Origin of the sequence: Lysinibacillus sp. 54212 (assembly GCF_036662795.1) — a bacterium.
In the GTDB taxonomy this organism is placed as follows: domain Bacteria; phylum Bacillota; class Bacilli; order Bacillales_A; family Planococcaceae; genus Lysinibacillus_B.
Map to the genome: position 1 here is coordinate 24,747 of NZ_JBAFWZ010000017.1, position 17,215 is coordinate 41,961.

The 17,215-nt window shown below is 40.0% G+C and carries 17 protein-coding genes and 2 riboswitches; of the genes, 4 read left to right on the forward strand and 13 right to left on the reverse strand.

Annotated elements, in window-relative coordinates; genetic code table 11:
• From V4T18_RS12570 to cobJ, 8 genes are read right to left on the reverse strand one after another with little or no spacing between them, the layout of a single operon-like run.
• Positions 1-1,134 carry a cobalt-precorrin 5A hydrolase gene (locus V4T18_RS12570; protein WP_332649849.1) on the reverse strand — a complete coding sequence of 378 codons (1,134 nt, stop codon included), beginning with the start codon at positions 1,132-1,134 and terminating at the stop codon, positions 1-3.
• On the reverse strand, positions 1,127-1,909 hold the full coding sequence (gene cobM / locus V4T18_RS12575) for a precorrin-4 C(11)-methyltransferase (protein ID WP_332649850.1): 783 nt from the start codon (positions 1,907-1,909) through the stop codon (positions 1,127-1,129). The genes V4T18_RS12570 and cobM overlap by 8 nt, the downstream gene beginning before the upstream one ends.
• Positions 1,909-2,613, reverse strand: a complete 705-nt coding sequence (gene cobI / locus V4T18_RS12580) for a precorrin-2 C(20)-methyltransferase (protein WP_332649851.1) — start codon at positions 2,611-2,613, stop codon at positions 1,909-1,911. The genes cobM and cobI overlap by 1 nt, the downstream gene beginning before the upstream one ends.
• Positions 2,610-3,806: a precorrin-6y C5,15-methyltransferase (decarboxylating) subunit CbiE gene (gene cbiE, locus V4T18_RS12585; protein ID WP_332649885.1), complete on the reverse strand. Its 1,197-nt coding sequence runs from the start codon at positions 3,804-3,806 to the stop codon at positions 2,610-2,612. The genes cobI and cbiE overlap by 4 nt, the downstream gene beginning before the upstream one ends.
• Positions 3,781-4,917 carry a cobalt-precorrin-5B (C(1))-methyltransferase gene (locus V4T18_RS12590; protein WP_332649886.1) on the reverse strand — a complete coding sequence of 379 codons (1,137 nt, stop codon included), beginning with the start codon at positions 4,915-4,917 and terminating at the stop codon, positions 3,781-3,783. The genes cbiE and V4T18_RS12590 overlap by 26 nt, the downstream gene beginning before the upstream one ends.
• A complete protein-coding gene (locus V4T18_RS12595) occupies positions 4,892-5,566 on the reverse strand; it encodes a precorrin-8X methylmutase (RefSeq protein WP_332649852.1) in 675 nt (224 codons plus the stop codon). The genes V4T18_RS12590 and V4T18_RS12595 overlap by 26 nt, the downstream gene beginning before the upstream one ends.
• A gap of 3 nt (positions 5,567-5,569) precedes the next feature.
• On the reverse strand, positions 5,570-6,328 hold the full coding sequence (cobK, locus tag V4T18_RS12600) for a precorrin-6A reductase (RefSeq protein WP_332649853.1): 759 nt from the start codon (positions 6,326-6,328) through the stop codon (positions 5,570-5,572).
• A gap of 9 nt (positions 6,329-6,337) precedes the next feature.
• On the reverse strand, positions 6,338-7,987 hold the full coding sequence (gene cobJ, locus V4T18_RS12605; RefSeq protein WP_332649854.1) for a precorrin-3B C(17)-methyltransferase: 1,650 nt from the start codon (positions 7,985-7,987) through the stop codon (positions 6,338-6,340).
• A 133-nt stretch (positions 7,988-8,120) separates the two neighbouring features.
• Positions 8,121-8,304, reverse strand: a riboswitch (cobalamin riboswitch).
• A 120-nt stretch (positions 8,305-8,424) separates the two neighbouring features.
• Positions 8,425-8,607, forward strand: a riboswitch (cobalamin riboswitch).
• Between the two features lie 130 nt (positions 8,608-8,737).
• On the opposite strand from cobJ, the gene V4T18_RS12610 reads away from it, so the two are divergent.
• The 4 genes from V4T18_RS12610 to V4T18_RS12625 are packed head-to-tail and all read left to right on the forward strand — an operon-like array spanning position 8,738 to position 11,405.
• Positions 8,738-9,481, forward strand: coding sequence for an energy-coupling factor ABC transporter permease (locus V4T18_RS12610; RefSeq protein WP_332649855.1), 744 nt, complete (start codon positions 8,738-8,740; stop codon positions 9,479-9,481).
• Position 9,482: 1 nt separating this feature from the next.
• Complete coding sequence (locus V4T18_RS12615) at positions 9,483-9,782, forward strand: energy-coupling factor ABC transporter substrate-binding protein (RefSeq protein WP_332649856.1); 300 nt, start codon at positions 9,483-9,485, stop codon at positions 9,780-9,782.
• The gene (cbiQ, locus tag V4T18_RS12620) at positions 9,769-10,548 is read left to right on the forward strand and encodes a cobalt ECF transporter T component CbiQ (protein ID WP_332649857.1); all 780 of its coding nucleotides are present in this window, start codon (positions 9,769-9,771) and stop codon (positions 10,546-10,548) included. Before V4T18_RS12615 ends, cbiQ begins: the two co-directional genes overlap by 14 nt.
• 17 nt (positions 10,549-10,565) lie before the next feature.
• Complete coding sequence (locus V4T18_RS12625) at positions 10,566-11,405, forward strand: energy-coupling factor ABC transporter ATP-binding protein (protein WP_332649858.1); 840 nt, start codon at positions 10,566-10,568, stop codon at positions 11,403-11,405.
• 155 nt (positions 11,406-11,560) lie between these two features.
• Here the strand turns inward: V4T18_RS12625 and V4T18_RS12630 are convergent, their stop codons facing one another.
• The 5 genes from V4T18_RS12630 to V4T18_RS12650 form a co-directional block, all read right to left on the reverse strand.
• A complete protein-coding gene (locus V4T18_RS12630) occupies positions 11,561-13,066 on the reverse strand; it encodes a tripartite tricarboxylate transporter permease (protein WP_442916941.1) in 1,506 nt (501 codons plus the stop codon).
• A 40-nt stretch (positions 13,067-13,106) separates the two neighbouring features.
• Positions 13,107-13,571, reverse strand: a complete 465-nt coding sequence (locus V4T18_RS12635; protein ID WP_332649860.1) for a tripartite tricarboxylate transporter TctB family protein — start codon at positions 13,569-13,571, stop codon at positions 13,107-13,109.
• A gap of 58 nt (positions 13,572-13,629) precedes the next feature.
• Positions 13,630-14,655: a Bug family tripartite tricarboxylate transporter substrate binding protein gene (locus V4T18_RS12640; protein WP_332649887.1), complete on the reverse strand. Its 1,026-nt coding sequence runs from the start codon at positions 14,653-14,655 to the stop codon at positions 13,630-13,632.
• Between the two features lie 202 nt (positions 14,656-14,857).
• Entirely contained in the window at positions 14,858-15,544 is a 687-nt protein-coding gene (locus V4T18_RS12645; protein ID WP_332649861.1) for a response regulator, read from the reverse strand.
• Positions 15,545-15,549: 5 nt separating this feature from the next.
• Positions 15,550-17,133, reverse strand: coding sequence for a sensor histidine kinase (locus tag V4T18_RS12650; protein ID WP_332649862.1), 1,584 nt, complete (start codon positions 17,131-17,133; stop codon positions 15,550-15,552).
• Positions 17,134-17,215: the final 82 nt, after the last annotated feature.

Consider the following 17,215-nt stretch of genomic DNA (forward strand, 5'->3'; position numbering starts at 1 on the left):
TTAGTTCAACTCCTCAAAGAGAATACGAGCGATTGAGATCGTTACATTGCCACTCTTTTTCTTTTCTAGTAATAGTTCATTAGTGTTGGCGTATCGCAACGCTGCTGGTTCACTCACACCATATGCCCCAGTATATTTAAAGACGGTTTCTGAAGGATTTTTTAAGGGCATTTCATTTAGTTGCTCCGGCGAGTACGTAATGAATTCCCAATTATTTTTTGATGTACATTGGAGTAAGCCCTCTTCATCCTTTTTCAAATCAATCGTTGCTAAGGCTTTCACACTTTTTTTGCTTAAGGCAAGTTCCTTTAGCGTTTCATCCACGACCGCTTCGATTTCTTCTAGCGATGTCCCGCGATTGCAGCCCATTCCTAGCACAATCGATTTCGGTCGATAAATAACACCATTCTCTAACAGTACTTCCTCTTCTTTTTCGATAAGGCGATCCGTTATAAGGAGTGTCGCATGTGGCTTCGCTTCCATAGCCGCCTGCGTTGACGGATAAATTTTTAGAGTACTCGGCATGGCCGTATCATGCATCCACCAATCCGTTTCGCCTGTTTCCTGCACAATCGCAACATGCTCCTCATTAACAACAGATGCAGAGACAGGTGTAAGCTTTTCATCACTATCCCATATCCAGCCAAAGCGCGCACCGAATAAATCGACAGGGATCGTTTTTTGCACATCGGATGCCGTTGTGACGATTGGGGTTGCACCTATCGCCTGCGAGAACTCATTCGTTAACGCATTTGCACCACCAATGTGACCAGATAGAACACTAACTACGTATTGTCCTTTATCATCCACAACGAGCACACCTGGGTCTGTTTTTTTATCGACTAATATTGGCGCAATCATTCGAACAACTGCACCAAGTGAAATAATTAAAATCATCCCTTTGTACTGCTGGAATAAGGCTGGTAATAATAAGCGAACTGTCCCGTCAAATAATTGAATATTTTTTTCCTCTTCATCGCCCTGTTCGAATTTCTTCATATAATAAAGATCTACATGCGGAAATTTTTCTGCATACTTACGGGCATTAGCAACACCATGCTTTGTAATCGCTACTAGCGCATATGATTTTGTTACTCGAATTTCCGGTATTTCACCTTCTCGTAAACTAATCATCGGCTTTCACACCTTTTCTAAAGCCGTGTGTAAACGTTGCATCGTATAATTTTGAGCGATAATCCTTTTCATGAATATTTGGATCAAGTGCCCAGCCTGCTAGGATCATCGCATGCTTACGAATACCGTTTACTCGCATAGCCTCATCTAATTCACAAAGCGTTGTACGGACGATTTTTTGATCTGGCCATGAAGCGCGCTGCACAACCGCTACTGGCGTATCATCTGCCCAGCCAGCCGCCTGCAATTCTTTCATTATTTTCTTTGTTAAGGTTGCACTTAAGAACATCGCAATTGTACAGTGATGGCTAGCTAGTGCTTGTAATTTTTCACGTTCTGGTACTGGCGTTCTACCTTCTGCTCGTGTCAAAATTAATGTTTGTGTTAAATCTGGAATGGTAAGCTCTGCACCTACAGCAGCTGCTGATGCAAAAACAGAGCTTACGCCTGGCACTACTTCATATCCGATGTCATGCTGTTTAAGCAGTGCTACCTGCTCCATTGTGGCACCGTACATGGCAGGATCTCCTGTATGTAATCGCACAACCGTTTTGCCCGCATTGACACGCTCAACGATGCAATCCACCATCTCTTGCAAATGCATTCCTGCTGTACGAATGACCTCTGCATCCTCACGAGCTTCCGCTACAAGCGTTTCACTTACTAATGAATCTGTATACATTACTACATCTGCTTGCTGTAAGAGCTTTAAGCCCTTCACCGTAATTAAATCCGGGTCTCCTGGTCCTGCGCCGATAATCCATATTTTCTTCATTATTTTCGCACCACCATACAAGATAAATAGTTTAATTCTGCACCACGTAAATCCTCCACATTCCAGATGATTTCCTCATCAGAAGTGACCTTCGTTACAACATGAGCGTTCGAAAGTAGATTCATATCCTCTAATAGCGCTAGCATTTCATCTAACACCTTCGCAACTTTAATGAATACAATAGCATCATGATCCTCGATTACTTTACGCATATCATCCATATTATCTGTTGCAGGAATCATCGCCACATGGTCGTCACCATCCGCTAAAGGAATACCTAATCGATTGGCCGAGCCGTTAAACGAGGATATACCTGCTACTGTTTCCATCGGCACATCTGGATGCATCACTTTCATTAGCTTCATTAGATGAATAAATGTGCTAAATAACATCGGATCTCCCTCAGTTACAAACGCAACATCCTTCCCTTGCTGCAAGTAATGATAAATCGCCTCAACCGATTTAGACCACTCTGCTTGTAGCGTTTCCTCATCCTTTGTCATCGGGAAAACAAGCCCGAGCATTTCTTTTTCAGCAGGATTTATGTATACTTCAACGATTCTATGTGCATATGATTTACTGCCCTTTAGCTTTTTCGGATAAGCAATCACCGGGCATTCCTGTAGCTTTCTAAATGCTTTTACGGTAATTAATTCTGGATCTCCAGGACCAACACCTAAGCCGTATAGTGTTCCAATTGTCATCTTTCATTTCCTTTCTGTGCTGTCACGATAAAGATTGGATTTAATGGTTCAAAACGAGTTAAATTTAAAATTGGCTTACTCTTCGAAAGCTGCGCCTGTAGGACCGACACTTCACAGCCTAGATTTTTCAAATGCTGCATCGCCTCGGCTAAATTTTCTATGGTCGCAATATTCATTACGAGGCGACCATCAGGTTTTAAGCGTGAGATACATGTTTGCAGTAATTTCTCCATGTTGCCGCCATTACCACCAATAAAAATAGCATCTGGATCAGGAAATTCCTCTAATCGTTGAGGTGCTTTTCCTAATAGTGCTGTAAAATCCACACGATGAATAAGCTGATTTTCGAAGCAGTTCGCTAAATCAGCTTCGTTTTTTTCGATGGCAAAAACAGCACCCTCTCGCGCAATTTTCGCCACCTCAATTGCAACAGAGCCTGTGCATGTGCCAATATCCCATACCGTACTTGTCTCCTTTAACCCTAATGCTTGAAGACAAAGCACACGAATTTCCTTTTTTGTAATGAGCCCTTTATCTGGTTTACGCTGCTTGAATAGCTCGTCGTCGATACCTAAAGACGTACGATCCACTGAAACACGTTGCTTTAATATCACTACATTTAGCGGAGAAAACGTCCCCTGCTCCATTTCGTCTAATGTCAGAAAGCGACAACGCTCGTTCTCACCCTCTAAATTTTCTGCCACAAAGGCATCGTATTCAGTCATACCATATCTTTTTAAATAGCTTGCGATTGTATTTGGTGTATTCGTATCGTCTGTTAAGATAGCTACCTTTTTTCGCCCATCAATTCTTTGAGCAAAGCCTTGATTAGAACGGCCATGCAAGCTAATTAAATAAGCGTCTTGCCAGCTTTCCTGCATCCTCGCAAAAGCAAGCTGAATGGAACTCTCGTATGGATATATTTCAATAGGCAGTTTTTTTGCAACGACACCACCAAGCCCATAAAATAATGGATCTCCTGATACGAGTATGACGACATTACGTGCTTCTTGCTGCAGCTCAGAGATTAGTTTTGCTAGCCCACCTTTAATTTGCTTTTTCTCTCCCACAAAATCAGGGAAAAACTGCAAATGACGCTCTCCACCAACTAACACATCACAGCTGTGAATCCATTCTATATATTGCGGGAGTAAACCTTGTACACCGTTATCCCCGATACCAATCATTTTCATCCAATTTGTCAATGTTCTCAGCCTTTCCTAAACAATCTCCGTTCATCGCATACAGTGACGTCGATACATTTAATTCTGCTTTCGTATGTGCGAGCGCGTAGTAGCAGCAATTTTTACAGAGCGCCTCAAAATATGCTGCGTTCTCTTGTAGCATTTCACCAACCTGTGAAGCGGTATTCGCCCCTAGGATTTCTTCTATCACGACTTGGTTGACTCCAACTTTTCTAGCAATAGCGGCTAAAAACTCAAAGCTAATTGGAGCACTTTTCGAATGCACCATCATGACCCCTTGCGCGACCTTCGAAAATTTCCCCATCATCCCTACGAGAGAAACGTTCGGAATGCCTTTACGTGCAATATGCTTTAATGTAAAGCCGACAAAGTCACCCATTTCAATAAACGCTTCCTGGGGTAAATGTGGATATTGCTTCATGGCATATTTTTCACTACGTCCCCCTGTTGTAATAACAAGATGATCGCAGCCTGCCTCTTTAGCAACGTTGATTGCTTGTACAATACTCGCCATATAGGCTGAGCTTGAAAAAGGCACTACTGTACCGCGCGTTCCTAAAATTGAAATACCACCGATTATGCCGAGTCGACCATTTAAAGTTTTCTTTGCTATTTCCTCGCCGTCTGGTACTGAAATGACAACTTCAACTCCCTGTGAAAGGTCATACTGTTCAATCATTTCTTGAACGACACCGTGAATCATTTTACGAGGAACAGGATTGATTGCCGCTTCACCAACAGCGACAGGCAATCCTGCTTTTGTTACACGTCCCACCCCGACGCCACCATCTAAACTAATCCCTTCTGCTTCTGAAAATCGTACAGTACTTTGAATACGCGCCCTATGGGTTGCATCTGGATCATCACCAGCATCCTTAATTGTTTCACACATCACTTGTCCGTCTTTTACTTCACTTGCCTCTACACGAAACGTAGCATACTGCCCAACCGGTAAATATATCGTTACCTCCTGTGGCACTTCACCGGTTACGAGTGCCTGCAGAGCTGCTTTTGTCATTGCTGTTGCACATGCACCTGTTGTATAGCCATGCCGCATTTGTGAAGGGTCTTTTTTATTTCGCTTGCTTTGCTCGCTCATCAGCCATAAGAGAGATGGCATTTAACGCCGCAACAGTTACCGTACTACCACCTTTTCTTCCTACATTAGTAATGAATGGGATACCTTCTAAAATGGCTAGCTCATCCTTCGATTCTGCAGCTGATACGAATCCTACAGGCATTCCGATGATTAGATCTGGTTTTGCTAAGCCTTCCTTAATTAAACGAATTAATTCTAAAAGAGCAGTCGGTGCGTTACCAATTGCATAAATTCCGCCTTCCTGTAATTGCGTCGCTTTTTGCATAGAGATGATAGCACGCGTCGTACCTAGCTCTTTTGCTTTTTTCGATACATCCTCATCTGCGATATAGCAATGTAAATCACCGCCATGCTTTTGGAATCGTTTACGGCCAGAGCCACTTTCTATCATTTGAACATCTGCTACGACATGACGGCCTGCTAAAATCGACTGGATGCCCGCTTCAATTGCGTCATCCGTAAAAATCATACTGCGCCCTAATTCAAAGTCTGCAGAAGCGTGAATAACACGACGAACGACTAGCCACTGCTCATCTGTAAATGAGTGCTCGCCCATTTCATCTTTAATCATCGCGAAGCTGTAGTCATAAATTTTGTCTGGATCTACTGTTAACGGAACAAATTCCGTATTAAAATTCATATTTGCCATAATTTATAATCCTCCTAAAATAGTCTTTACTTCATCAAATGTTGTACATAAGTTGCTATACGAAATTTTAGGTCGTTTAATTAAAACAACCGGAATATTTAGCTCTAAGGCAGCGTCCATTTTTTCATCGACAGAGCCAACCTTGCCGCTTTCCTTCGTAATAACAAGCGTTGTCTCGTACTGCTTGTAGAGCGCTACGTTTAGCTCTTTAGAAAATGGTCCTTGGATTGCGATTATATCTCGTTGTTTTACACCAAGCCCATCACACTTTTCCATATTTTCTTTATTCGGTAGCATTCTGCATACTAATCGGATAGCCGGCTCGTCTAGCAATTCCTTTGTAAAGGTTGCCAGTGTTTTACTGCCTGTTGTCAGCATGACTGTACCATTGTGAGATTTTGCTGCCCTCGCTGCCTCCTCGTATGTTTCTACCTCCGTCACAAGGGGATGCTTATATGTTTCTAGTGGCCTCTCGTATCGAATGTATGGAATATTCAGACTTGAGGAGGCTAGCATTGCTGTTTTAGATGCTTCCTCTGCATACGGATGACTCGCATCCACAATACAAGTAGCGCCGATTTTATTTATCAACGTCTCCATATCTTGAGCTGTTAATCGACCAATACTAGTGTGCACTCCTGCCTCTTGTAAGCTATGCGCCGCTGACTCAGTAACAACAGTCGCAAGCAGCTCATGCCCTTGCGACTGTAACACTACCGCAAGCTCCCTCGCATCACTAGTGCCTGCTAAAAATAAAATCATAATAGCCTCCTAATCTCCACAAGGTGCTTCTTCGATTTCGATTTTGCAGCTCATATCATGGTAGTTATAATGCAAAATTTTCTTCACACGCTTGAAATATTTAAATAATCGTTCGTTCGGATGAGCATTCTCTTTATATTCTTCAATTATCCTTGAGAGCAGTGGTACCAGCTCTTCTGGTGCTAAACCTTCCACAACAGGCTGTGCTGCATGAGCAGTTCTCCCAACAGGCTTCGCTCCAATGAATAAGTCAAATTTTTTCTTACGATATACGATACCAATATCATCAAACACCGCGCGATAGCACGCCATACCACAGCCATTAAATCCAATATGTAGTTCCTTCGGTAGCTTCATCCCACCAAGAGTCTCCATAATCTCCTCTGCATATGGAATCGACTCAGCCTTTTCTCCGTAGCAGAAATCACAGGCCTTAACATTTAACACATCGCCCATCGGTAAGACGAGCAGCCCCTCTGCCTTGATAGCTTCCACTACTGCTTGTGGATTCTCAGTTGGCAATTTCACTAGGAAGCGATGGTCAGGTGTATATTCAAATGTTCCCTTTTCCCCAACAATTTCAGCGAGCTTCTGTAGCTGCCTTGGTGAAATGATTTTATTTGCTACACCAGGAGATACGGCAAACTCAAATATAGATTCAATTGGCTGACTCACGATAAACGGATTATCAATTTTTTGATTCGTTACAAGTGCCAATGCTTTTTGAGCTAGCCTAAGCGAAGGTACTTTCGGTTCCATTTTTTTTAGTGGAACTGGGTTCTGTATGGCAACAATTTTTTCATAGCCCGCCTTCGCTTCCCCTGTTTCCTGATCTAATGCCCACGGTTCGGCTTCTTTTTTCAAGCGCTGATGCGGTTTCCATATTTGCTTTTCATCACCGAGCGTATATTTCCGTTGATAGCCGCGCGGTGTGATAATTTTATTATCATAAAAAAAGGTCGATGAGTTACCTACAACAACTGTTGTGAGCATGCCGATATCATGCTCTAGCATTTCTGCTAATGTTGTCAAAACGATATTTTGTGTATCTCGGTAAGCACTTTTTACAAGTCCCACAGGTGTATCTGGTGAACGATACTTCAATAAAATCTTTTGCGCCTCCACGATTTGACGAGTACGACGGCCTGATTTCGGGTTATAAAAGGCGATTACAAAATCAGCCATTGCTGCTGCCTCAATTCGTTTTTCAATAACCGTCCACGGCGTTAAGTGATCACTTAAGCTGATCGTACAAGAGTCATGCATAACGGGTGCACCTAGTAAGCTTGCACAGGAATTAATCGCCGAGATGCCAGGTACAACCTCTACCTCGATCCCCGTTGCTTCTTTCCACCCTTTTTCGATGAGTACCTCATAAACAAGACCTGCCATTCCATACACACCCGAGTCTCCGCTCGATATTACCGAAACGATGTGTCCCGCTTCCGCCTGCTTTACCGCTTCCTGAGCACGCGACACTTCCTCCGTCATGCCTGTACTAACAATCGTTTTAGCTGTTACTAAATGCTGGATTAACTCAACATATGTTTTATAGCCCATGATGTGGTCACTTTGCTGTAGAGCATCGACAGCCCGTTTTGTAATATGCTCTCTGTCTCCAGGACCAAAGCCTACAACGAAGATCTTTCCCTTAACCATAGCTCTCCCTCCTCAAAAAAAATGCCCGCACCTCTTTTCAAAAAGAGATACAGGCATGTGAAATTCTATACAAAAAATGCATACAAAAGCACAAGAACATTATTGTCCCGCCTATACTTCTCCCTCCGAAAAGTAAGTGTCGTTTAAATAAGCAGGTTTCCTGGCTTGAGCGTCGCTTTACTTTCACATCTTCCCATCATAATGACAGTGATTTATTGTGATTTCATCAGCTTTACAGTAGCGGGGGCTGCATTAGATTTTCACTAATTTCCCTTTTACCTCACAAAATCGTGAGCACTTATTTAAAATTGCAAAAATTAAATTAATATTAAAATAACATAGATAAAAGAAAATTGATATGCTTTTAAATTTTTTTATATTTCAAACTTTTTCGTGACAAACCTATTTTTTAAATGCTAGAATCTTTATCAATGACGATAACCTAATGATTTTTTGGTGCTAACCTTTAGCTTAATAGGGAAGACGGTGTGAGTCCGTCGCTGTCCCGCAACTGTAACTCTGAGCAGATTACTAGAAGAGCCACTGCGATTCTTTCGTGGGAAGGCTTGTAAAATGCAATGAAGAGAAGCCAGGAGACCTGCCAGAAATGACGTACTATTCAACCTACGAGGATAGGTGCGAAAGAGAAAGCAAATTAAGATTTGCTTTTTTAGTGTTGCACTTCTTCTCCTGAAAGGTGCTTTTTTTATTGCACTTTTTTCGTCAAATAATCAAAAAGGAGAAAGAAAGATGAAGCATTTATTACCAAAGCTTGGGTACTTCGGAGTTGTACTATTATTCATACCGAAACAAGCGCACGCCATGCATATCATGGAAGGATTTTTACCAATAGGATGGGCTATCTTTTGGGGAGCACTCTGCTTACCATTCTTAATAAAAGGGATTAGCTCAATTCGAAGCGTCGTAAAGGATAATCCAGAAAGTAAACTATTACTTGCCTTATCAGGAGCATTTACATTTGTGCTATCTGCATTAAAAATTCCATCTGTTACAGGGAGTTGCTCTCATCCAACAGGTGTGGGCTTAGGCTCTATATTGTTTGGACCATTCGTAATGAGCGTACTTGGCTCAATCGTATTACTATTCCAATCACTCCTACTTGCCCACGGTGGTTTAACTACATTAGGAGCTAATATTTTTTCAATGGCGATCGTTGGTCCCTTTATCGCTGTAGGTGTTTATAAATTAGCAATAAAATGGGGACTGTCCCTTAGTATCGCTGTATTTTTCGCTGCCATGTTAGGTGATCTCGGTACATATGTGATGACATCAGTTCAACTCTCACTAGCGTTCCCGGCAGAAGTGGGTGGAATACTAGGCTCATTCCAAAAATTTGCGAGCATTTTCGCACTAACCCAAATTCCTTTAGCTGTTAGTGAAGGGTTATTAACGGTTATCATTATGAATTTCTTACAAAAGTACAATATGAACGAGCTAGTACAATTACGAATTTTAAAGGCAAAGGAGAGCTAATATGTTGAAGAAAAATTTGATTCTATTCCTACTTGTTGTCCTTTTAGCCATCTTGCCTGTTCTATTTTTAAAGGATGCAGAATTTGGCGGAGCAGATGGAGAGGCAGAGGAGGCAATTACTGAAATTGCTAATGATTATGAGCCTTGGTTTAATGCGATTTGGGAGCCTCCAAGTGGGGAAATTGAAAGCTTATTATTTGTGCTACAAGCGGTCATCGGCTCAATAATTATCGGCTATTTCATTGGGTATACTCGTGGTAAACACTCGAAAAACTCATCAAAACAGCATGCTAAACATTGATTTTCTTTCACACCATAACGCACTGAGAAGGGTTGCCGCTAGTCAAAAGCTTCTCTTTGCAATAAGTGCATTACTTGCAGTTACGATTTCCAGAAATAATGAGATTGCCCTTTGGACACTACTTTTTATGAGTAGTGTCATTGTTTTCTATGCAAAAATCCCTTGGAAATCCTACGCCATATTAATGCTTGCACCGCTTGGATTTAGCCTAGCCGGTATAGTGACGATTGTTATTTCGATAGCATGGAATGGTCCAATCCCCGCTCATGCTGTGTGGGATGCTTCACTCGCTCAATTGTCCCTTTATATTTTGCCCAATGATCTTTCACGTGCACTAAACATATTTTTAGTAGCATTTAGCGCGACAGGCTGTTTATATTTTTTAATTTTAACAACGCCTATTTATGAGATTAGCCCAATATTACTTAAAGGCAAGGTACCAGTCGTTATAGTAGAATTGATTGAATTAATTTACCGTTTTATCTTCCTATTTCTTCAAACATACGAACAGCTCTATACAGCACAGCAGGCACGATTAGGCTATAAAAGCTATAAATCTAGCTTTTCTTCACTAAGCCTAATGATTAGTTCTCTGTTTAAATCGATGTTTTTACGTTACGGGACGATGACACACGCCATGAAGGCTCGAAATATCGAACAATTTACTATTCCTCAAGCATTCTTGAAGAGAAGAAAATGGCTACCAAGGCTGACGCTACTATTTACGATGTACTTTTTGCTTAGTGCAGTGCTTTTAGTCTTGTAAGAAAGGGGAAAGACCCAATGACAACACCTTATTTTGAATTTGATTCTGTATCTTTTCAATATGCGGATGGTACGAAGGCAATTGACAGTATCTCCTTGACGATTCCTCGAGGCAAAAAAATAGCCATTCTAGGAGAAAATGGCTCAGGAAAATCGACGCTATTTAAACTGTTAATGGGCCTAGAAAAACCGACAAGTGGCAAGATTTATTTTCAGGGAGAGCCTGTTCAATATACGAAAAAGGCAATGAAAAATCTACGTCAAAATGTAGGACTAATTTTTCAGGAAGCTGACAATCAATTATTTGCTTCAACTGTAAAACAGGATATTTTATATGGACCACTTAATTTAGATCTGTCAATAGAAAAGGTAAATGAGCAGGTGAATAAAGCGATTGCCCTTACCGAGCTTGAGGAACTTGAGGATCGGCCTATTCATTTTTTAAGTGGTGGGCAAAAAAAGCGAGTAACGATTGCTGGGGTTTATGCTATGGAGCCAAATGTTTTGATTTTAGATGAGCCAACGAGTAGTCTTGATTACTACTTTGCCACACAGCTTACTAACTACTTGCAGCAGCTCGATACGAATGAGCGGACTTTTTTATATGCTACACATCAAATCAACCTTGTGTATGAGTGGGCAGAGTATTTTATTGTGCTTCATAAAGGCGAGCTGCTGTATACTGGGGAACGAGAAGCATTATTTTCAAATAGCGAGTTGCTTCAAAAGGCTCATATTGAAAAGCCTTGGCTAGTTGCCGTGGCAGAGCTACTTCAAGAATCGAATCCCGCATGGAAAAACGCCTCCTTCCCGCATTCGATGCAGCAGCTTGTTGAGCAAATTAATCGGTTAAAGTAAGCTTTTTTTCACTTAGAATCCGATAGACTTTCAATAGATTAAATAATGAGTCCCTTTTGAAAATACTCCAATTCCATTCATAAATATATTCATAATATAAATAAACATACTCATTTCATAATGAAATGAGTATGTTTATGATTTACAAGTACCTTTTATCCTTCTTCATTGATAATTACGTTTTTTCCACGTAATTTTAAAAGTAACGGAATAAGAATCCATAGAAGAGCTACGATTAAAAATACTAAGGATAATGGTTTCTGTACAAAAATGCCATAATCACCGTTTGAAATTGTTAATGCACGACGCATATTATTTTCAATCATCGGTCCTAGCACTAATGCTAATACAAGCGGTGCCACTGGGAAGTCATTTTTAGCAAAATAATACCCTAAAACCCCACAGCCTAATAATAAGAACAAATCAAATGTCGTATACTGAACTGCATAAACCCCAAAGATTGAAATGGCAATAATGATTGGTAGCAAGTATTTCTTCGGTGTTTGAATAATTTTTGCGAATACACGCACTAAAGGCATATTTAATACTAATAACATTAAATTACCTAAGAACATACTTGCAATTAATCCCCAAGCAACCTGTGGATGCTCCTCGAATAATAACGGACCTGGCTGAATGTTGTACATAATAAAGGCACCCATTAAAATAGCTGTTGTACCAGAGCCGGGAATACCTAATGTTAGCAAGGGAATCATCGCACCACCTGAAGCTGCGTTGTTTGCAGATTCTGGCGAAGCCACCCCCGCAATATTTCCTTTACCAAAGGAATCCTGATTTTTACTAATTTTTTTCTCCGTAATATAAGCAAAGAATGATGCTAGTGTCGCCCCTGCACCAGGTAATACACCTAGGAAGAAGCCAAGAATAGATCCACGACCAATCGGACCTGCACTATCCTTAAAATCCTGCTTTGTTGGTAGGATTCTGTTAATTTTTGCAATCGGCTCGTCATTGCCGTCTTTCTCGAAAATCGTTTTAAATACTTCTCCTAAGGCAAATAACCCCACTGCGATTGTTAGAAACTCGATTCCACTAAACAGAACCGGTTGATCATACGTAAATCGGGCAATACCCGAAACAGCATCAATCCCAATCGATCCTAGTAATAAACCTAGCACGGTCATAATCAATGCTTTCGTAATCGACTTACCAGCTAATCCACTTACTGCTGCTAAGCCTAGTAGCATTAATGAAAAATACTCGGCAGGTCCAAAATTAATGGCAACCTTCGATAGGGGGCGAGCTAATAAAATTAATCCGACTAACGAGACAATCCCTGCAACGAAGGAGCCGATTGCCGCTATGGACAGCGCCGCACCTGCTCTACCTTGACGTGCCATTTGATAACCATCTAACGTTGTAACAACAGAGGAAGATTCCCCTGGCGTATTTAATAAAATGGATGTTGTAGATCCACCATACATTGCACCGTAGTAGACTCCTGCTAGTAAGATGATTGAGCTAGTTGCAGCCATTTCTAAAGGTAAACCAGATGTTAATGTAGCTGTAACAGGAATTAATAACGCTACCCCACTCATCGGTCCGATACCCGGTAAAACGCCAACTGCAGTACCAATGATAACCCCTAATAGAGCAAATAAAATATTATGCCATTGAAATGCTACCGCAAAGCCGTCCATTAAATATCGTATAGTTTCCAATCCAATATCCCCCTTTCTACTATATTGGTAACCCTGGTAAGGATCCGCCTAATACGTTTACAAAGCCGTAATAAATTATTCCTGAAAAGGCTGCTGCAATAATAATAGAAGGAATCCATTTTCCTCTTTCGAGCGTTTGGAATCCAATAAGTAGGAACGCAAATGTAGTAATTAAATACCCTAGTTTTTCTAATAGAAGAACATATCCTAAGGCTGCAAGAAAAATGATAAAAAATCGCTTGTAATTAGGAGATTTTATATCTTCTTCCTCACCGACAATTTTATAAGTAGCCTTATGCCTAATCGTTTCAATAAACAAAAGAACACTCAATCCAATAAGAATTATGCCCAAGCCTAGCGGAAAGGTACTAGGACCAATTTGCGAGCCATATGCACTATCTGAAATTTTCTGTGATTCGATAACAACAAGAATACCTAGTGCAAGAAATACAACACTTGCCATTCGATCGAATTTTAAGTTCATCGTTGTTCCACCTCCTAAAAGGAGATGCGAGCAACTCATTGTGCTCGCATCTACTCTATTACTTTTGCATGCCTAACGCCGTTAAGATTTCTGTAATTGTTCCTTCTTGCTCTTCAAGGAATGTAGTGAAATCGTCACCTACACGGAAGTCTTGCTCCCAGCCGTTACGCTTTAATTCTTCTGCCCATTCTTCTTTTTCATTTAGAGCTGTTAACTTTTCGACCCAATATTTTTTAGCCGTCTCTGACATGTCTTTTGGACCGAAAATACCGCGCCAAATTGTAAATTCCGTCTCGATTCCTAAATCGTATAGAGTTGGAATATCCTCTAAGCCTTCAATTGCCACTTTTTCTGGAGATGTTACTGCTAATACGCGAACATCGCCACTCTTTACATATGAAGTAACAGTTGAAATATCTGTTCCAATTGCATCTGCATTATTACCTAGTAGCGCTGCCATTGCTTCACCGCCACCATCATAAGAAACATATTTTACCGATTTCGGATCAATACCATATTCAAATGCTGGTAGTATCGTAATTAAGTGGTCCATTGAACCTGGTGCTGAACCACCAGCCATTGTAATTGCTTTTGGATCCGCTTTAATTGCATCTAATAGCTCCGATAAGCTTTTATACGGAGAATCTGCACGTACAACGATTGCACCAAAGTCTTTTGTTAATTGCGCAAGTGGTGTTGTGTCCTTATATCCGTAAGGGCTGTTTCCTTCCGCTTTTAAATTATTAATGAGGATTGGTGGCGATTTGACCATTAGCATATGATCATTTTTCGCTTCCTTAGTAGCGAAAGTTGCCATAAATACAGCTCCGCCCCCACCTGGTTTGTTTTCAATTGTAATTGCCTTGTCAATTAAACCTGTTTCGTTCATCGTTTTTCCGATTGAACGAGCTGTTAAATCCCAGCCTCCACCTGCTCCAGATGGCGCTACGATTGTTAGGTTATTTTTTGGATACTCCTCTGTACTGCTCTTACCCCCATCTGACTTTTCTCCGCCATCGCTACAAGCCGCTAAAGCTAATGATAGCGTTGCTGCAGAAAACAGTGTAAGTAGCTTTTTTCGCATTGACATGAATAAATCCCCCTCCCGATTCCGCGCCTATTTGTAAGCGCTGTCTTTATTTAAATACATTTTTTGAAAGATTTATATATTTCGGAAATATTGTTTTTAAGTTTTATATTATTCATTTTGTTCATACTGTTCACGACTGATTTTTTTTGCACAAAAAAAGCACGTAAATGTCTTTACGTACTCTTTTTCTTCCTATTTAATTAATAAAATATCGTCTTTCTGGTCGACCTACAGTGCCGTATATATGCTCTACGTAAATAATTTTTTCTTCCATTAAATGCTCTAAATAACGACGGGCTGTTGTACGACTGATGCCGAGCTCTTTACCCAAACCTTCAGCCGTTATTCCATCATTACAAGTAGTAAGGAAGTTAATAACTTTATTTTTCGTAATCGCATCAATGCCCTTTGGATTGCTTTCTCTCGACTGCTCATCATTAACAGAAAAATTGTTCCATAAGCGTTGAATTTCATTGCTATCTAATCTTTCAGAGGCACTTAATATTGCCTTTTTCTCTTTATATTTTTGCATACAATCAATAAATCGCTGCAGAGTTAGCGGTTTTAATAAAAAATCGACAACACCACTCGAATACGCTTTCTTTACAATTTCTACTTCTGCAGCCGCTGTAATCAAAATAATATCCGTTTCTATGCTAGATTGCTTGATATAATCAATAAGCTCCGTACCTAATTTATCTGGAAAATAGATATCTAATAAGATTAAATCAGGCTTCAAAGTATCTAGCCAAATTTTCGCTTCTTCAATTGTGTGTGACATTCCGATTGTTTTAAATCCTTCAATTTGTTCAAGAAACTTTTCATGAATTTTTGCAATACGTGTATCATCTTCCACAATTAACACTTCTATATTTTTTTCCATACCATTTACCCCTCTTTAGGAATAGAAACAATAAATAGTGCTCCCCCTAATTCCCCGTTTTCAATGGCAATTGAGCCATTTAATTTTTTTAAATTTTCGTTTACGATATATAATCCATAACCCCTGTTTTCGTTATCCTTTGTGGAGTGCTTTAAATTAAATATACTATTTATTTGATTTTGCTCAATACCACTTCCAGAGTCCTCTATTTCACATATTACCTCTTTATCATGCTCATAAATGTATATACGAACAATTCGCTCTTCCTCATCTAAATCTTCAACAGCATCGAATGCATTCGTAACCAAATTACCTAAAACTGATATTAACAAATGCTTTTCAAGGTGCTGCCCTAGCTTGCCACAATAGCTATCCTCATCTAAAATAAGCTTAACCTTGAGCTCCTTTGCTCGATTATAAAACCCGATCATTAGACCGCTAATAAACGTATCCTTAATCAGTTCATTAATAAACGATATTAACGCATGGTTTCCTAAACGCTCTGAATGAATTAAGCTTAATGCTTCCTCATATTCCTTTAACTGAAGTAAGCCTGAAATGGTATACAAAAAATTATTATATTCATGTGTTTGGGCACGCAAGGATTCAATATATTGCTTTACTTGTGATAACTCGTTTGCTACTAAGTCGATTTCTTCAAACGGTCTAAAGCTTGAAACCGCTCCAGTCACTTTTCCTTCATTAATAATCGGTACTCTGTTGACTAACGTTTTTATTCCGTTAATCGTCATCACACGGTCTAGCTGCTCATGCCCAGATTCCATAACTTTAATGAGTCTAGTATTTGGAATGACTGTACGGATATTTTTTCCGACGACCGAATTTTCACTATTTAATATCGCATTGGCAGAATGATTGCTTAATGTGATTGTCCCCTTATCATCTACCATAATGATTCCTTCACGAATTGACTCTAAAATAGCATTTCGCTCGGTTAAGATTTTTACAATTTCCTGAGGCTCGTAATTTAATAGCTGCTTCTTTATTTTATTCGATAGGTATGTGGAAATGATGATGGAGAGCGCTACAGTAATTATAAATAGCACGAGTAAATAGCGACCATAGTCTATATTTGTAGAAAAAATATCTTCGTATAAAAAACCTACCGATACTACACCGATAATTCTTCCTGCTTCATCTTTTACAGGTGCTTTTCCACGTAATGCCTTCCCTAAAGTACCCTTTGCAGTGGAAATATACGCCTCTCCTTTGACTAGCGCTCGATAGTTGTCATCCCCAACCATTTTTTTGCCTAATCGATCCTTTACCGGGTGGGCATATCGAATACCATTTTCATCTCCAATTACAACATATTCTGCCCCAACGTTTTTTTGAATCTCTAGAGCTAATCCTTGTAGCTCTTCTGTTGTTCCTGGTTTTTTTAATCCTTCTATCACATCTGGATGTTTTGAAGTGATTTTGGCAACACTTAAAGCCCGCTCACCAATTTCATGCTCGACCATTTCACCCATAATAAAATAAGTAGAAATCAAAATAATTAAGGCGACAGTCACTGCTAAAAATATATTATATTTAAAAAAACGAAAATTCAATGAGCGTCTTTTCATAGGCAATCCCTCGATGACTTATAGAATAATAGCTTTTATTATAGCATAGGTTATTTCAAATTTTCTCAAAAATCAAAGTAAT

Excerpts from the sequence above, each read along its gene's own strand:
- V4T18_RS12570 (WP_332649849.1), bottom strand. The coding sequence starts at position 1,134 with ATGATTAGTTTACGAGAAGGTGAAATACCGGAAATTCGAGTAACAAAA.
- V4T18_RS12640 (WP_332649887.1), bottom strand. The coding sequence starts at position 14,655 with ATGCGAAAAAAGCTACTTACACTGTTTTCTGCAGCAACGCTATCATTA.
- V4T18_RS12630 (WP_442916941.1), bottom strand. The coding sequence starts at position 13,066 with ATGGACGGCTTTGCGGTAGCATTTCAATGGCATAATATTTTATTTGCT.
- V4T18_RS12650 (WP_332649862.1), bottom strand. The coding sequence starts at position 17,133 with ATGAAAAGACGCTCATTGAATTTTCGTTTTTTTAAATATAATATATTT.
- V4T18_RS12595 (WP_332649852.1), bottom strand. The coding sequence starts at position 5,566 with ATGGCAAATATGAATTTTAATACGGAATTTGTTCCGTTAACAGTAGAT.
- V4T18_RS12635 (WP_332649860.1), bottom strand. The coding sequence starts at position 13,571 with ATGAACTTAAAATTCGATCGAATGGCAAGTGTTGTATTTCTTGCACTA.
- V4T18_RS12625 (WP_332649858.1), top strand. The coding sequence starts at position 10,566 with ATGACAACACCTTATTTTGAATTTGATTCTGTATCTTTTCAATATGCG.
- cobI (WP_332649851.1), bottom strand. The coding sequence starts at position 2,613 with ATGACAATTGGAACACTATACGGCTTAGGTGTTGGTCCTGGAGATCCA.
- V4T18_RS12615 (WP_332649856.1), top strand. The coding sequence starts at position 9,483 with ATGTTGAAGAAAAATTTGATTCTATTCCTACTTGTTGTCCTTTTAGCC.
- V4T18_RS12645 (WP_332649861.1), bottom strand. The coding sequence starts at position 15,544 with ATGGAAAAAAATATAGAAGTGTTAATTGTGGAAGATGATACACGTATT.
- cobK (WP_332649853.1), bottom strand. The coding sequence starts at position 6,328 with ATGATTTTATTTTTAGCAGGCACTAGTGATGCGAGGGAGCTTGCGGTA.
- cobM (WP_332649850.1), bottom strand. The coding sequence starts at position 1,909 with ATGAAGAAAATATGGATTATCGGCGCAGGACCAGGAGACCCGGATTTA.
- cbiE (WP_332649885.1), bottom strand. The coding sequence starts at position 3,806 with ATGAAAATGATTGGTATCGGGGATAACGGTGTACAAGGTTTACTCCCG.
- V4T18_RS12610 (WP_332649855.1), top strand. The coding sequence starts at position 8,738 with ATGAAGCATTTATTACCAAAGCTTGGGTACTTCGGAGTTGTACTATTA.
- V4T18_RS12590 (WP_332649886.1), bottom strand. The coding sequence starts at position 4,917 with ATGAGCGAGCAAAGCAAGCGAAATAAAAAAGACCCTTCACAAATGCGG.
- cbiQ (WP_332649857.1), top strand. The coding sequence starts at position 9,769 with ATGCTAAACATTGATTTTCTTTCACACCATAACGCACTGAGAAGGGTT.
- cobJ (WP_332649854.1), bottom strand. The coding sequence starts at position 7,987 with ATGGTTAAGGGAAAGATCTTCGTTGTAGGCTTTGGTCCTGGAGACAGA.